A 14821-nucleotide genomic window follows, 5' to 3' on the forward strand; every position below is an offset into this window, starting at 1 on the left:
GTGGCGAAAAAACCAGCCCGTCGCCCTCCGGCTCACACCGGTAAGGACGGCGCGCGGCGGGGGTGTTCGGGACTCAGGCGATGCGTCGTGGCGGCGCCGGGCGGAACCGCCATATGTCTGCGCGGGGCGATGCGATGACACCGGCCTGCGTGGCACGCTTCCCCGCCATCAGCGCGTCGAGCAGCTTCTCGATGTTGACCGCGTTGCTCCATTCGCCCTCGACCGCCGCCGCGGGGGGGTGATCGACCGCCCCGGCGGGGATCGCTGCGCCCGCCATCTCGGCGCGGACGACGCCGATTGCATGGCGGACCAGCCTGCGGAGTACTTCGCGGGGCAGCGCGCCGACGCTCAACCGGACCTCGCCGCCCGCCACCTTGGCACGGTCCGACCAGAGCCATTCGACCATCGCGCGGACATCGGCGTCCGCCTCCGCCAAGGCCGCCGCCGCACGCGCGAGATTGGGGGTGCCCAGCCACTCGTTCGCATCGAGCAGGCGACGGAACCGCGTCCGGTCGTGCCGGTCATCCTGGTTCGACGGGTCGTCGAAGAACGGCACCTCCGCGCGCCGGACGATCGCGCGCAGTTCGGCGCGCCGCCAGTCGAGCAACGGGCGGATGACGGCGACGCCCGCGACCTCGGTGCGCGCGCGCACCCCCGCCAGCCCGGCGAGCCCCGACCCGCGCGCCGCGCGCATCAGGAAGGTTTCCGCCTGATCATCGGCATGGTGCGCGGTGACGATGCATCCGGCGCCGATCGCGCGGGCGTGTCCGGCCAGCAGCGCATAGCGTGCGGTCCTCGCCTGCGCCTGAATGCTCGCGCCCACGATCGGCACGCTCGGCGCCAGCGTCGCGTGCGCGATGCCGAGCGTCGCGCAGTGGCGTGCGACCATCGCGGATTCCTCGGCCGCTTCGGGTCGCAGCCGGTGATCGATGCTCGCGACCGTGAAGCCGGTCCCCAGCGCCTCATGCGCCAGCGTCAGCATCGCCATGCTGTCGGGCCCGCCCGACACCGCGAGCAGCGGGCTGCCTACCCCCTGCGCCAGCCGTGCGAAGTCAGCCGCAAAACGTCGCCCGTCGTCGGTCACATCGATCATCGGTGTTCGACCTCAGCCGGCTATTTGCATTTGGCCGCCGTGCGTCCCGCCGCGACCTGCGTCTTCATCGCGGGGGGCAGCTTGGCGCCGTACACGTCGTTCAGCTCGTCATAGACCTTGCACGCATCCGCGGCCTTGTTGAGCCTGGTGAGCGCCTGACCGAGATAATAAAGGCTCTCCGGCGCCCGCTCGCCGTCGGGCATCTTCTTGTAATTGTCGTAGAACGCCATCGACGCGAGGCTGGGCTTGCCCTCGTCGAGATAGGATCGCCCGAGCAGGTTCTGCGCATAGCTTGCGCGACGATCCTTGGGATAGGTCGCGACCATCTTCTTGAGCTGCGCCTGCGCCTCGGGATATTTCTTCGCCGACCACAGCCGGTACCCGTACAGATACTCGTCCTCGGCCGCGTTGCCCGTCGACGGCTTTTCGACGGTCGCGGTCGATCCGGCCGAGGCCGACACGGTACCGCCCTCGCTAGCCGCCGCCGTCGTCGTGCGGCCGCCCCCGGTCCGCGTCGGCCGCACGGGCGCTGGGTCCTCGTCGGGACCGCCCGCACCCGACCCGCCCGTCAGATTGCCCGACGTCGTACCGGCAGCGGCGCCACCCGCGCGGGCGCCCTCGACCAGCTTGATACGCTCGTCGGTCGCGCGCCGATAGGCCTCGAACTGTTCCTCGAGCTGGCGGGTCCTGTACTGATTCTGCTCGGCCTGCCCCGTCAGCGACGCGATCTGCTGCTCGAGCGAGGTGACGCGCTGCGCGAGATCGGTGATCGCGCTGGTCGCCGGCGTGCCGGGCCCGGGGCCGTTGACCGTCTCGGGCGCGGTGACCTGGGGCTGGAGCAACTGGCCCGCGCCGCTCGGAAAGACCTTGCGCTGAACCGCGCGCATCTCGCTTTCGAGCTTGCCGACGCGACCTTCGACGTTCGACTGCGCGTGACCCGATACGGGCACCATCGCCCCCATAAGAGCGATGGATAGAATAGTGGACTTACGCATGGGCTACCCCCCGGGGCACTGGATACCGATCGGGTATAGCTGCAATATCGTTCCTGTCGCCAGCCTTAAGGCGTGCCCGACGCATTCCCCGCCGACCCTGTCGCCGAACCCGTCGAAGCTTCCGCGGACGGCGACGAGGTTTCATTGGCTGCGCCCGTCGCTGCACCCGACAGGCGCGCGGCGATCGCCACCGCGCCAACCTTGACGTCCTTGATCGCACGCTCGCCGGTGCCGAGCGGCGGGACGTTGGCGCCGTTCAACGTCACGGTCAGCTTGTCGGGGCGACCGACGTTGATCATCGGATCCTTCGCATCGCGCGGCACGTCGAACCGGTCACCCGGCTTCATCGTGCCCAGATACAGCGTCTTGTTGTCGGCGTCATAGACGCGCATCCATACCTCGTCGGTCGCCGCGAGCGTCACCTGGCCCGTCTCCGGGGTCGGCGCGGGCGCCACGACGGGTGCGGAGGCGGCCGGTGTCGCGCTCGGCACCTCGGCGACGGTGGTGGTGGCCCCCGTCGATCCCGCGCCGCCGCGGAACAGATCGGTGCCATACCACAGACCGACGAGCACCAGCACCGCCAGCGCGATCCCGAGCGCGACGATCGCCACGCCGCGCGACGGCACGCGCGCAGGGTCGGCCATCTCGTACGGCGCATATTCGGGCGTCCGGCGCACGACGCTGCCCAGTTCGGCGCGGACCATGTTGGCGACGCGCACCTCGTCCGCGCCGACCGCGCGCGCATAGGCCTTGGCGAACCCGACCGCGTAGGTCGATGACGGCAGCGTGGCATAGTCGGATGCCTCGATCGCCTCGAGATGGCGCAGCGGCACGCGCGTGCGCGCGCCGACATCCGCCATCGTCAGCCCCTGATCCTCGCGCGCGGCACGCAGGATGTCGCCAGCCCGATCGGGCGTGGCGGGCGCAGGAATCTGCCCGGTTGCGACGTCGTCCATTATACTCTCCGATTGCGGGCCGTACCGGTCACCCGCCAGGCAGGTCATGTTCCAGAGCCTATACCGCGTGTCAACGCGAACCCCCCAGCCAAACCGCGCTTCAGGCCAGTTCGACGCCGTTCTGCGTCGCCCAGTCGGTCAGCGCCGCCCGCATGTCGCGCGGCGGGTCGGCGAGAAGCGTCGTCATGTGGGCCGTGATCGCGCCGAGATCGAGCGATCGCGCCATCGCCTTGATCGGCCCGACCGCCGCGGGCGTGATCGAGAGCCGGTCGATCCCGATCCCCGCCAGCGCCATCGCCTCGAGCGGTCGCCCGCCCATCTCGCCGCACACGCCCAGATCGACGCCCGCCGCACGCGCCGGCGCCACCAGCCGGGCGAGGAAGCGCAGGATCGACGGGCTCAGCCAGTCATAGCGTTCGGCAAGCTTGGGATTGGCGCGGTCGGCGGCGAACAGGAACTGCGTCAGGTCGTTGGTCCCGACCGACAGGAACTGGATCTTGGGCAGCAGGATGTCGAGCATCTCGGCAAGCGCTGGCACCTCGAGCATCGCGCCGTAGCGGATCGTCGTCGGCAGCTTGCGCCCGCGCCCCGCGAGCCACGTCCGCTGCGCCTCGAACAGCGCCTTGGCCTCGTCGAATTCCCACGGCTCGCTGACCATCGGGAACATGACGTTGAGCGTACGCCCCGCCGCCGCCTCGAGCAGCGCGCGCGCCTGCACCTTCATCAGCCCGTCGCGCTCCAGCCCGAGCCGCAGCGCACGCCAGCCCATCGCCGGATTTTCCTCGTCTGCCGCCGCCTTGTTCAGATAGGGCAGCGCCTTGTCGCCACCGATATCGACCGTGCGGAAGATCACCGGGCGATCGCCCGCGACGTCGAGCACCTCGCGGTACAGCCTCTGCTGCCGCTCGCGCTGCGGCAGCGTGGCGGAGACGAGGAACTGGAATTCGGTGCGGAACAGGCCGATCCCGTCCGCGCCCGTCACGTCGAGCGCGGCGGCATCGTCGCGCAGGCCCGCATTGACCATCAGCGTCAGCCGGTGGCCGTCCTTCGTGATCGGCGGCACGTCGCGGAGTGCGGCGAACGCCGCGCGCCGCTTCTGCCGCAGCGCGAGCCGCGCCTCGAATGCCTCCTCCATCGCCGCGGACGGGCGCGCGAAGACGTTGGCGTCCGCGCTGTCGAGCAGCAGCAGGTCGCCCTCCGCGATCAGCCGCCGCACGTCGCGGACGCGGCCGAGCACGGGCACGCCCATCGCGCGCGCGACGATCGTGACATGCGCGGTCAGCGACCCTTCCTCGAGGATCACCCCCTTCAGCCGGCGCTTGTCATATTCGAGCAGTTCGGCCGGTCCCAGGTTGCGCGCGATCAGGATCGTGTCCTGCCGCAGCCCCATCTGCGCCGCGGTGCCCATCTGCCCCGACACGATCCGCAACAGCCGGTTCGACAGGTCCTCCAGATCGTGCATCCGGTCGGCGAGCAGCGGATCGTCGATCTGCCGCATCCGCTGTCGCGTACGCTGCTGGACGCGCTCGATCGCCGCCTCCGCAGTCAGCCCGGAATCGATCGCCTCGTTGATCCGCCGCGCCCAGCCCTCGTCATAGGCGAACATCTTGTAGGTCTCGAGCACCTCCTCATGCTCGCCGCCGACGCCGAATTCCGCCTCGCGCGTCATTCGCTCGATGCCCTCGCGCATCTTGTCGAACGCGGCATAGACACGGTGCCGCTCGGCATCGGTATCCTCGGCGACGGTATGCTCGATATGGATGCGCGGCTGATGGAACACGGCGAAGCCCGACCCCATCCCGTCGACCAGTTTCTGGCCGGCGATCCGCATCGCCGCGGTCGACTGCGGCCGATCCGACCCGCCACCCGCGGTGTCGATCAGCCCGGCATTGGCGATCAGCTCGCTCAGCACCATCGCGACGGTCTGCAGCGCCTCGATCTCGACGTCCTGATATTTGCGCTTTTCGGCATGCTGCACCGCAAGAACGCCCACCGAGCGTTCGCGCCGGATGATCGGCACGCCGGCAAAGCTGTGATAGCGCTCCTCGCCGGTCTCTGGCTTGTACGCGAAATCGGGATGGCTCGCCGCCTCGTCGAGGTTGAGCACCTCGACCTGTTCCGCGATCGTCCCGACCAGCCCTTCGCCGAGCGACAGCTTGGTGACGTGCACCGCCTCCTGCGCAAGCCCGCGCGTCGCGAACAGCTCGAGCACGCCCTCGCGCAGCAGATAGATCGAACAGACCTCGCTATCGATCGCCGCGGCGATGATGCCGACGACCGAATTGAGCTTGGCTTGCGCGGTCGTGCGCGCGGCCATCACATCGTGAAGGCTGGTGAGGATCTCGCGGGCGGAGGCGGCGGCCGAAACGGGCATGGGGAGGAGCTACCAGATCAAGCGCTTGGGTGCCACGCAACAAAACAGTCGCCGCGCAGAAGCTGGATCGACCGTCCGACCCACCCCGTCCGTCACCCGAGCCGATCGCCTGCCCCACCGTCATCCCAGCGAACGCTGGGATCTCCCCGTGACAGCCACGACCGCAGCCCGCAAACCCACACGAAGACCCCAGCGTACGCTGGGGTGACGGCTGGTCGCGAATGACGCTGAGAATTCCCGATATCCTAGGCGTCGAACAGCCCGTCCTGGCTCCCGACCGGCGGATTGAGCCCCAGATGCTTCCACCCGCCCGCGTTCATGCACCGCCCGCGCGCGGTCCGCGCGACGAGGCCGAGCTGGATCAGATACGGCTCGATCACCTCCTCGATCGTGTCGCGCGGTTCGCTAAGGCCCGCCGCGAGCGTCTCGACCCCGACCGGCCCGCCGCGATAGATGTCCGCGATCATCATCAGATAGCGGCGGTCCATCGCGTCGAGCCCCAGCGCATCGACCTCGAGCCGGTTGAGCGCAGCGTCCGCGGTGCGCGCATCGACGATCTCCGCGCCCGCGACATCGGCGAAGTCGCGGACCCGCCGCAGCAGCCGCCCGGCGATCCGCGGCGTACCGCGCGCGCGCCGCGCCACCTCCATCGCGCCATCCTTCGAAATCGCGAGCCCGAGCAGCCCCGCCGCGCGCGTCACCACGCGCTCGAGCTCGTCGACGGTATAGAATTGCAGCCGCACCGGGATCCCGAACCGGTCGCGCAGCGGTGTCGTCAGCAACCCCTGCCGCGTCGTCGCGCCGACCAACGTGAAGCGCGGCAGGTCGATCCGCACGCTGCGCGCCGACGGCCCCTCGCCGATCATCAGGTCGAGCGCACGGTCCTCCATCGCCGGATACAGCACCTCCTCGACCGCGGGCTGCAACCGGTGGATCTCGTCGATGAACAGCACGTCGCCATCCTCGAGATTGGTCAGCAGCGCGGCCAAGTCACCCGACTTGGCGATGACCGGCCCCGAAGTGGCGCGGAAGCCGACGCCCATCTCGCGCGCGACGATCTGCGCGAGCGTCGTCTTGCCAAGCCCCGGCGGCCCGAAGAACAGCACATGGTCGAGCGCATCGCCGCGCGCCTTGGCGGCCTGGATGAAGATCCGCAGATTCTCGCGCGCGGCCTTCTGCCCGACGAATTCGTCGAGATTCTTGGGGCGCAGCGCGGCGTCCACATCCTCGGGGCGACGGGCTGGCGTCAGCAGGCGTTCGGCATCGGTCATCAAGCTGCGTTCCCTACCCGTTCACGCCCGCCCCTGTCATCCCCCGTATCCACCGCCCCCTTGTCACCTCCTCGTCACCCCACTTCGTCACCCCACTTCGTCACCCCACTTCGTCACCCTGACGAAAGTCAGGGCCCAGAGCCAAAAGCGCCGTCTCCCGCAACTCTGGATCCTGACTTTCGTCAGGATGACGGGCAAGGTTGGCGACCCGCGCCTCAAACCAAACCCCACTTGGCCAACACCCGCCCGCCCCCTAGCATCGCGCGAATGGCCCTCCCCGACCTCTACATCGCCTCGTCCATCCCGCTCCCGCTCGAAGTCGCGCTCCGCGATCGGTTCACCATCCACCGCGACAGCCCACCAGCCTCGACCCGCGCGCTCGTCGGGGGCGGCACGACGCTGGTCGACGCGGCGTTGCTCGCGCGTCTCCCCGCGCTCGAGATCGTCGCGATCCACGGCGTCGGCCACGACCGCATTGACCTTGCCGCCGCCACCGCGCGCGGCGTGGCGGTCACGACGACGCCCGGCGTACTGACCGACGACGTCGCCGACCTCGCGATCGCGCTGATGCTCGGGGTACAGCGCCGGATCGCCGCGAACGACCGCGCCCTGCGCACAGGCGGCTGGTCGGTCCCGCTCGGCCGGCGCGCGAGCGGTCGCCGGATCGGCATCTTCGGCCTCGGCCAGATCGGCACCGCGATTGCCCGCCGCGCCGCGCCCTTCGCCGCGCAGATCCATTACGCCGCGCGACACCCCAAGCCGCACCCCGACTGGGTCTTCCACGCCGACATGACCAGCCTCGCGCAGGCCTGCGACGTGCTGATCCTTGCGGCGCCCGGCGGCGACGCCACCCGCGGGATCGTCGACGCCGCGATACTCGGCGCGCTCGGCGCCGACGGCATCCTCGTCAACGTCGCACGTGGCAGCCTGGTCGACGAACCGGCGCTGATCGCCGCGCTGCAGGCCGGGACGATCGCCGGCGCAGGGCTCGACGTCTTTGCCGACGAGCCGCACGTCCCAGACGCGCTCACGACGCTCGACCAGGTCGTGCTCGCCCCGCACCAGGGCAGCGCCACCAAACAGGGTCGCGCCGAGATGGCCGCACTCGTGCTCGCCAATCTCGACGCGTATTTCGCGGGGCAGGCGCTGCCCACCCCGCTGCGGCCTTAGGGAATCAGCCGGTCCGCGCGGAGCTGCGCGAACAGGTCGAAGAACGCGTCATCGGTCGGCTGATAGCGCGTAAAGCCAAGCCGCCGGCTCTTGCCCATGTCGGTGACGACCTCGATCGGCCGGCCAAGATCGGCATCGGTGTGCCACGGCGAGGCGAGCCGCGTGAGATCGGCCTCGACCAGCCCCTCGCGCGCCGCGATCCGCTGCCACACCGCCGCATCGTCCGCCATCTGCTCCTCGAGCGGTACGACCGTCCCGTCGAACGGCGCCGCCTCGATCCCGAACCAGTCGGCGATCCGCGACCACATCCAGCTCCAGCGAAACACATCACCATTGACGATGTTGAAGTCCTGGTTCGCCGCCTCGGGCGTCGTCGTCGCCCAGACGAGCTGCGCCGCGAGCTGACGCGCGTCGGTCATGTCGGTCAGCCCGTTCCACTGCGCCGCCGATCCCGGAAAGCGGAACGGCCGCCCGGTCTCGCGGCACAAGGTCGCATAGGCCGCCAGCGTCGTCCCCATGTTCATGGCGTTGCCGACCGCCTTGCCGATCACCGTATGCGGACGGTGCACGCTCCAGCTGAACCCGTCGCGTTCGGCCGCCGCGAAGACCTCGTCCTCCTGCGCATAATAGAAATTCTCGACGTCGAGCCGGCCCTGCTCCTCGCGGAACGGCGTCTGCGGCAGCACGCCCTTCCCATATGCCTCGAACGGCCCGAGATAATGCTTGAGGCCCGTCACGAGCGCGACATGCCGCACCGACTTGGCGGGACGCAGCCCGTCGAGCAGGTTGCGGACCATCGCGCCGTTGACGCGGATATTCTCCGCCTCGGTCGCCTGGCGCGACCAGGTCGAGACGAACACCGCGTCGGGCGCCAGGTCCTTCAGCGCGGCGGCGGTGCCTGCCGCGTCGGTCAGGTCGGCGGCGACCGGGTGCACGCCGGGCTGGTCGGACGGACGTCGCGCGAGGCCATGGACCGTCCACCCCTGTTCGATCAGCAGCGCCGCCGTCGCGCTGCCGACAATACCGCTCGTCCCAACCACCAATGCCGTCCGGGCCATCGTCATTCTCCGTTTCGCTTGAACGCAGTAGCTAGGCATCGCCAGCGACGCGTTCTAGACGGCACCATTCGGGGCCCCGGGCACCTTTCGGGACCCAGCGACGTTCAGAGACCCAGCATGACGACCACCCCCGATCACGATCCCGCCCCGGTTGCCGACGACTGGCGCGAGGACTGCGCACCGCGCCGGGTGCTCGACCTCTTCGCGACCAAATGGACCAGCATGGTGCTCCACACGCTCGACGCGCGGCACGAGGGCGGCGCGCGCACCGGCGTCCTCCACCGCAGCCTGCCCGGCATTTCGAAGAAGATGCTGACGCAGACGCTGCGCGACATGGAAACCAGCGGGCTGATCCTGCGCGACGTGCTCGCGACGATGCCCCCCGCGGTCGAATATCGCCTGACGCCGCTCGGCAGGCGGTTCGTCGAGCCGGTCAACCTGCTCTACGACTGGGGCCGCACCAATGCCGACGCGCTCGACGCGTTCGGCCCCGGCCCCGCGCCCCGCCGTTCCGCGAAACGGCCTAAGACAGACTGACGTTAGGGCTTCGACGCCTTGCGCAGTGCCAGCCGGACGAGCGCGTCGAGCGTCGCACCCGGCCCCAGTTCCTCGTCCGCCGCCGCCACCGCGACGCTCGCCTCGGCAGGCCGGAACCCCAGGTTGAGCAGCGCCGACACCGCATCCGCCGACGCGCCCGGCGCCGCATTGACCACCGCCGGCCCGAGCCCGAGTGCGATCCCGCCGACCTTGTCCTTCAATTCCATGACGATGCGTTGGGCGAGCTTGGGCCCGACGCCGTTCGCGCGCGCGACCATCGCCTTGTCGCCGCTGGCGATCGCCCGCGACAGGTCGACGGGTTCGAGCGCGGACAGGATCGCGAGCGCGACCCGCGCGCCGACGCCCTGCACCGCGGTCAGCAACCGGAACCAGTCGCGCTCGTCCGCGCTCGAAAACCCGACGAGCCGCTGGAAATCCTCGCCGACCAGCAATTCGGTGAAGACGGTGCACGCCTCGCCGATCGGCCCGAGTGTTGACAGCGTGCGTGCCGACGCGCCGACGAGATAACCGACGCCGCCGACGTCGATCACCGCATGGTCGATCCCGGTCGAATCGAGCCGGCCCTTCAGATGAACGATCATGCGCCTACTCCCGTGCGTCGCGACAGCGCCGCCGCGCTCGCGACATGATGCGCATGCGTGATCGCCACCGCCAGCGCGTCGGCGGCATCGGGGCCGGCGAGCTTCGCGCCGGGCAGCAACACCGCCATCATCGCCTGAATCTGTTTCTTGTCCGCGCCGCCGGTGCCGACGACGCCCTTCTTGACGGTCGACGGGTGATATTCGCCGATATGCAGCCCCGCCCCCGCCGCCGCGAGCAGCACCACGCCGCGCGCCTGCCCCAGCTTCAGCGTCGACTGCGCATTGGTGTTGCCGAGCACCTCCTCGACCGCGGCGCCATCAGGCCGCTCGGCGCGGATGACGTCGAGCAAGGCCGAGTACAGCGCCGTCAACCGCCGCGGCAGCGCCATCGAGGGATCGGTCCTGATCTGGCCATTCGCAATATGGCTCAGCCGGTTACCATCGGCGCGAATGACGCCCCAGCCCGTGGTGCCGAGGCCGGGGTCGAGTCCTAGAATAATCATAGGGAAGAAGGTGGGTTCACGCGGAGACGCGGAGACGCGGAGGGGGTGCGCATTTTGCGGCCGTCGCGCGTCAGCGCGACCTTCACGCCGTCGGGCTGGCCGATCGGCGATAGGCCGCTGACGCGGAAGACGAACCCGCGCAGGGCAACTCTCCGCGCCTCCGCGTCTCCGCGTGAAAACACCTTCTTCATCTCAACCCCAACGAATCAACCCAGCGTCTCCATGATCTCGTCCGAGACCTCGTAATTGCCCCATACCGTCTGCACGTCGTCGTCATCGTCAAGCGCATCGATCAGCTTGAACAACGTCGCCGCATCGTCTGCATCGACCGCGACCATCGTCTGCGGGCGCCAGGCGAGCTTCGCGCCCTCGGCCTCGCCGAGCTTTGCCTCAAGCGCCTTGGCGACTTCGTGCAGGTCGCCCTGCGCGGTCCAGACCTCGTGGCCGTCCTCGCTCGACGTCACGTCCTCGGCCCCCGCCTCGAGCGCGGCCTCGAACACCGTGTCGGCATCGCCCGCGCTCGCTGGATAGGAGATCAGCCCGACGCGGTCGAACGCATGGCTCACCGACCCGCCCGCGCCCAGGTTGCCGCCGTTCTTCGCGACCGCGACGCGGACGTTGGTCGCGGTGCGGTTGCGGTTGTCGGTCAGCGCCTCGATGATCAGCGACACGCCGCCGGGGCCAAAGCCCTCATAGCGGATCTCTTCGTAATTCTCGGCATCGCCCTTGCTCGCCTTGTCGATCGAGCGCTGGATGTTTTCCTTGGGCAGCGACGCCGCCTTGGCCGCATTCACCGCCGCGCGCAGACGCGGGTTCATGTCGGGATCGGGCAGGCCCATCTTTGCCGCGACCGTGATTTCCCGGCTGAGCTTGCTGAACGCCGACGAGCGCTTCTTGTCCTGCGCACCCTTGCGATGCATGATGTTCTTGTATTTGGAATGGCCTGCCATCTGTGCCTCTATAGCTGATGTGCCGCTCTTAGGCTCCGGGGCCCGTTTTCGCCAGTGCGTCGATTTTGGCCTCGATTGCGTCGAGCCGCGCGAGCACGAGGTGATCGATCTTGTGATGCACGCGCAGGATGTCGAGCTCGGCGCGCAGATTGGTCTCGTAATCGAGGCTCGCTGCGAGCCGGTCCTTCGCCGACTGCCGGTTCTGGCTCATCATGATGATCGGCGCCTGGATCGCGGCCACCGTCGACAGCAGCAGGTTGAGGAAGATGTAGGGATAGGGATCGAACGCCCGCCCGAAATACGTGAGGATGCCCGAATTGAGCAGCATCCAGCCGAGCAGCACCGCGGTGAACGCGATGATGAACCCCCACGACCCGCCGACCGCCGCCACGCGGTCGGACAGGCGTTCGCCGACCGTCGCGCGTTCGTCGGCGAGGTTGGCGGCGTCGCGACTGACCGTCGTCCCCGCCTCGATTCCCGCGAGGACGCGGCGTTGCGCGTCGTCGAGCTCGCCCGGGCGCTTGCCGAGCAGGCGTTGCGAGAGATCGTCGAGCGGAGAGGATGTGGCCATACCGCACGGCGTAACCGCGATTGGGGATAATGACAGCCAATCCGTCATCCCGGGCTCGAGCCCGGGATGACGAAGGACTTGCGACGCAAGCCGCAAAGACTCCTTGCCCCGATGCGCCCGCACCTGCCAAACGCGCGGCATGACGGTTAGCGTGAATATGGGCACCGACGGCAATGGTAGTGCCGTCGGCGTCGACCTGGAGGAACTACTCGCCACGCGCCTGCTGGTGCAGGGCAATTCGGGATCGGGAAAATCGCATCTGCTGCGCCGCCTGCTCGAGCGATCGGCGGGGCATGTCCAGCAGATCGTGATCGATCCCGAGGGCGATTTCGTGACGCTCGCGGGCCCGCATGGTCACGTCGTGATCGAGGCGGGCGACTATAGCGAACGCGAGATTTCGCGGATCGCCACCCGCCTGCGCGAACACCGGACGTCCGCGGTGCTCAGCTTGGAAGGGCTCGAGGTCGAGGGGCAGATGCGCTGCGCCGCGTCGTTCCTGTCCGCGCTGTTCGATGCGCCGCGCGAGCATTGGTATCCGGTGCTGGTGGTCGTCGACGAGGCGCAGATGTTCGCGCCCGTCACTGGCGGCGAAGTGTCCGAAGAGGTCCGCCGTGCCTCGCTCGCGGCAATGACCAACCTGATGTGCCGCGGCCGCAAACGCGGCCTTGCCGGCGTGATCGCGACTCAGCGCCTCGCAAAACTGGCGAAAAACGTCGCGGCAGAGGCGTCGAACTTCCTCATGGGCCGCACCTTTCTCGACATCGATATGGCGCGCGCCGCCGATCTGCTCGGCATGGAGCGGCGTCAGGCCGAAGCGATCCGCGATCTCCAGCGCGGCACGTTCATGGCGCTCGGCCCCGCGGTCTCGCGCCGCCCGATCACCGTGAAGATCGGCGACGTCGCCACCTCGGCGCGCAGCGGCAGCCCGAAGCTCACCCCCCTCCCCAGCGCCGCGCCGATGGACCTGCAGGATCTGCTGTCCGAGCCGGTCGTCGATGCCCCCGAACTGGGCCTGATGTTCGATTCGCGCCCGCGTCGTGTGCCGGCGGAGGAACTGCTCGACGGCATCGCCCGCCCGCCCGAGCCGCGCACTGCCGCACCGCCGCCACCCGAAAAGACCGACGACGAGGTCGAGGCGGTCTATGCCGATGTGTTCCGCGCGATCGTCGAGGATCCCGAATCGACATTGCGCCCGCCCTCGGTGCTGTTCCAGGATTTCCAGGTGCGCTGCCGGATGGGCGGGCTCGCCAAGCCGCCGCTCGACCTGCCGGGCTTCGTCCGTCGGCTGAGCTGCGCACGCGCCGGCATCTTCGACATGACCGACGAGGCGTGGACGGCGGCGCTCGACGTGGCGGGCGGCCTGCCCGACGACATGCTCGGCGCGTTCCTGCTGATCGCGCGCGCAGCGCGGGAAGGCGAACCCTGCCCCTCCGACGCGCGCATCGCCGCGACCTATGGCACCAGCTCGCTCGGCCGCGTGAAGCGCCTGATCGGCTATATCGAAAGCCGCGAACTGATCGTTTGCCGCACCGACCTCGCGGGCAAGCGCTCGATCACGATTCCGGGGCTGGGCTGGACGACGCTCCCGGCAGAGGCGGCGTAGCTACAAGGCGAACGCGAAGACCAGCCCCGCAACGACGCCGATCTGCACCATCGCGATGATCTGGAGGCGGCCGACGAACGGCTGCTTGCGTGTCTTGTGGCGAAAACGACGGCGCGCCCAAAAGGCGCCTGGGCTGCCGCCGAGCGCTGCGAACCACAGCAGTCGCGATTCAGGGATACGCCATGCGCGGGCAAGCGATCGGCGCTTGTCGAGCGCGAACGCGGCGACGGTAACCGCGTTGATCAGCAGAAACAGGAGTAACGCCGCAGCGATCGGGACGAGCATGTCTCACCGGTACCGCGGCGGCGTTGACGCAGCGTCCCCCCCGGCGTCGATGACGCATCGCGAGGGAGACACCGCGCAGGGTCCGATCGTCAGATCATCCCCAGTGCCTGGAGATACACCTCGAGGATCGCCTCCTCCTCCTGATACTCTTCCTTCTTCTTCTTCCGGATCGACAGGATCTTGCGGATCGCCTTGGGGTCGTACCCACGGCCCTTGGCTTCGGCCATCACGTCCTTGATGTCGTCCGAGATCCCCTTCTTCTCTTCCTCGAGGCGCTCGGCGCGCTCGATCAGCAGGCGCAGTTCGTCCGCTGCGACCGCGCCGCCGCCCATGCCGTGTTGCCGTTCGTCAGACATCGAAAATTCCCCACTCGCGGGCGCCTTGGGCGCCGGCCTCAAATCAATCGAATTACCCCACGCCGATGATCGCCGTTACATGACCAATCGGGTCAAAGCGTGAATCATGCCGATGCGGATGCGGGCCAGCGTCTAGGCGTTTACCGTGTTCGGCTCAAGCGATCCGACAGCGAATACCGCTTCAGTCGACCGCGTTCTTGGCAACGCTTTCCTTCATCCGTTCGAGCTGCTCGGGCGTCGCGTCGCCCTGATGATGCGCCTTCCACGTCGCATACGGCATCCCGTACACCGTCTCGCGCGCTGCATCCTTCGACAGCCCGCCCGCGTCCTCGACCCAGTCCGACAGGCAGTTGCGGCAAAATCCCGCCAGACCCATCAGGTCGATGTTCTTCGCATCGTCGCGGTGGCGCAGATGGCGGATCAGGCGGCGAAAGGCTTTCGCCGCTACGGCATCGTCGAGTGTGTCCAGCGTGTCGGTTTCGGCGGTCATGATCATG

General features: G+C 68.8%; 16 protein-coding genes. 3 read left to right on the forward strand and 13 right to left on the reverse strand.

What is annotated here, in order from left to right:
• Positions 1-73 precede the first annotated feature (73 nt).
• The 5 genes from tilS to ruvB form a co-directional block, all read right to left on the reverse strand.
• Positions 74-1093, reverse strand: a complete 1020-nt coding sequence (gene tilS / locus AC0CH3_RS09390) for a tRNA lysidine(34) synthetase TilS (RefSeq protein ID WP_354303319.1) — start codon at positions 1091-1093, stop codon at positions 74-76.
• Between the two features lie 20 nt (positions 1094-1113).
• The gene (locus tag AC0CH3_RS09395) at positions 1114-2088 is read right to left on the reverse strand and encodes a hypothetical protein (RefSeq protein ID WP_465237798.1); all 975 of its coding nucleotides are present in this window, start codon (positions 2086-2088) and stop codon (positions 1114-1116) included.
• Positions 2089-2153: 65 nt separating this feature from the next.
• Complete coding sequence (locus AC0CH3_RS09400; RefSeq protein ID WP_354303323.1) at positions 2154-3044, reverse strand: helix-turn-helix domain-containing protein; 891 nt, start codon at positions 3042-3044, stop codon at positions 2154-2156.
• 100 nt (positions 3045-3144) lie between these two features.
• Entirely contained in the window at positions 3145-5418 is a 2274-nt protein-coding gene (gene ptsP, locus AC0CH3_RS09405; protein WP_056020019.1) for a phosphoenolpyruvate--protein phosphotransferase, read from the reverse strand.
• Positions 5419-5663: 245 nt separating this feature from the next.
• On the reverse strand, positions 5664-6689 hold the full coding sequence (gene ruvB, locus AC0CH3_RS09410; RefSeq protein ID WP_465237799.1) for a Holliday junction branch migration DNA helicase RuvB: 1026 nt from the start codon (positions 6687-6689) through the stop codon (positions 5664-5666).
• 267 nt (positions 6690-6956) lie between these two features.
• On the opposite strand from ruvB, the gene AC0CH3_RS09415 reads away from it, so the two are divergent.
• Entirely contained in the window at positions 6957-7859 is a 903-nt protein-coding gene (locus AC0CH3_RS09415) for a 2-hydroxyacid dehydrogenase (RefSeq protein ID WP_354303328.1), read from the forward strand.
• Here the strand turns inward: AC0CH3_RS09415 and AC0CH3_RS09420 are convergent.
• Positions 7856-8917: an SDR family oxidoreductase gene (locus AC0CH3_RS09420; RefSeq protein ID WP_354303330.1), complete on the reverse strand. Its 1062-nt coding sequence runs from the start codon at positions 8915-8917 to the stop codon at positions 7856-7858. The two genes, AC0CH3_RS09415 and AC0CH3_RS09420, sit on opposite strands and share 4 nt — an antisense overlap.
• Positions 8918-9034: 117 nt before the next feature.
• On the opposite strand from AC0CH3_RS09420, the gene AC0CH3_RS09425 reads away from it, so the two are divergent.
• Positions 9035-9454 carry a winged helix-turn-helix transcriptional regulator gene (locus AC0CH3_RS09425; RefSeq protein ID WP_354303332.1) on the forward strand — a complete coding sequence of 140 codons (420 nt, stop codon included), beginning with the start codon at positions 9035-9037 and terminating at the stop codon, positions 9452-9454.
• Positions 9455-9456: 2 nt separating this feature from the next.
• On the opposite strand, the gene ruvA is transcribed toward AC0CH3_RS09425, so the two are convergent.
• From ruvA to AC0CH3_RS09445, 4 genes are all read right to left on the reverse strand, one after another.
• Positions 9457-10056: a Holliday junction branch migration protein RuvA gene (gene ruvA, locus AC0CH3_RS09430; protein ID WP_465237800.1), complete on the reverse strand. Its 600-nt coding sequence runs from the start codon at positions 10054-10056 to the stop codon at positions 9457-9459.
• A complete protein-coding gene (gene ruvC, locus AC0CH3_RS09435; protein ID WP_031395213.1) occupies positions 10053-10559 on the reverse strand; it encodes a crossover junction endodeoxyribonuclease RuvC in 507 nt (168 codons plus the stop codon). Before ruvC ends, ruvA begins: the two co-directional genes overlap by 4 nt.
• 206 nt (positions 10560-10765) lie before the next feature.
• The gene (locus tag AC0CH3_RS09440) at positions 10766-11509 is read right to left on the reverse strand and encodes a YebC/PmpR family DNA-binding transcriptional regulator (RefSeq protein ID WP_056020004.1); all 744 of its coding nucleotides are present in this window, start codon (positions 11507-11509) and stop codon (positions 10766-10768) included.
• A 28-nt stretch (positions 11510-11537) separates the two neighbouring features.
• Positions 11538-12080 (reverse strand): DUF1003 domain-containing protein, encoded by a 543-nt coding sequence (locus AC0CH3_RS09445; RefSeq protein WP_056020002.1) that lies wholly within the window; start codon positions 12078-12080, stop codon positions 11538-11540.
• A gap of 139 nt (positions 12081-12219) precedes the next feature.
• Here AC0CH3_RS09445 and AC0CH3_RS09450 point away from each other — a divergent pair, with 139 nt between their 5' ends.
• Positions 12220-13683, forward strand: a complete 1464-nt coding sequence (locus AC0CH3_RS09450; protein ID WP_354303337.1) for an ATP-binding protein — start codon at positions 12220-12222, stop codon at positions 13681-13683.
• Here AC0CH3_RS09450 and AC0CH3_RS09455 read toward each other — a convergent pair whose 3' ends face one another.
• The 3 genes from AC0CH3_RS09455 to AC0CH3_RS09465 form a co-directional block, all read right to left on the reverse strand.
• Entirely contained in the window at positions 13684-13968 is a 285-nt protein-coding gene (locus tag AC0CH3_RS09455; RefSeq protein WP_354303339.1) for a DUF1294 domain-containing protein, read from the reverse strand. It abuts the gene before it with no gap.
• An 89-nt stretch (positions 13969-14057) separates the two neighbouring features.
• Positions 14058-14300 carry a DUF2312 domain-containing protein gene (locus AC0CH3_RS09460; RefSeq protein ID WP_197942503.1) on the reverse strand — a complete coding sequence of 81 codons (243 nt, stop codon included), beginning with the start codon at positions 14298-14300 and terminating at the stop codon, positions 14058-14060.
• Between the two features lie 205 nt (positions 14301-14505).
• Positions 14506-14814 carry a DUF1244 domain-containing protein gene (locus AC0CH3_RS09465; protein WP_465237801.1) on the reverse strand — a complete coding sequence of 103 codons (309 nt, stop codon included), beginning with the start codon at positions 14812-14814 and terminating at the stop codon, positions 14506-14508.
• Between the last annotated feature and the right edge of the window lie 7 nt (positions 14815-14821).

Source organism: Sphingomonas sp. AC449 (assembly GCF_979253475.1).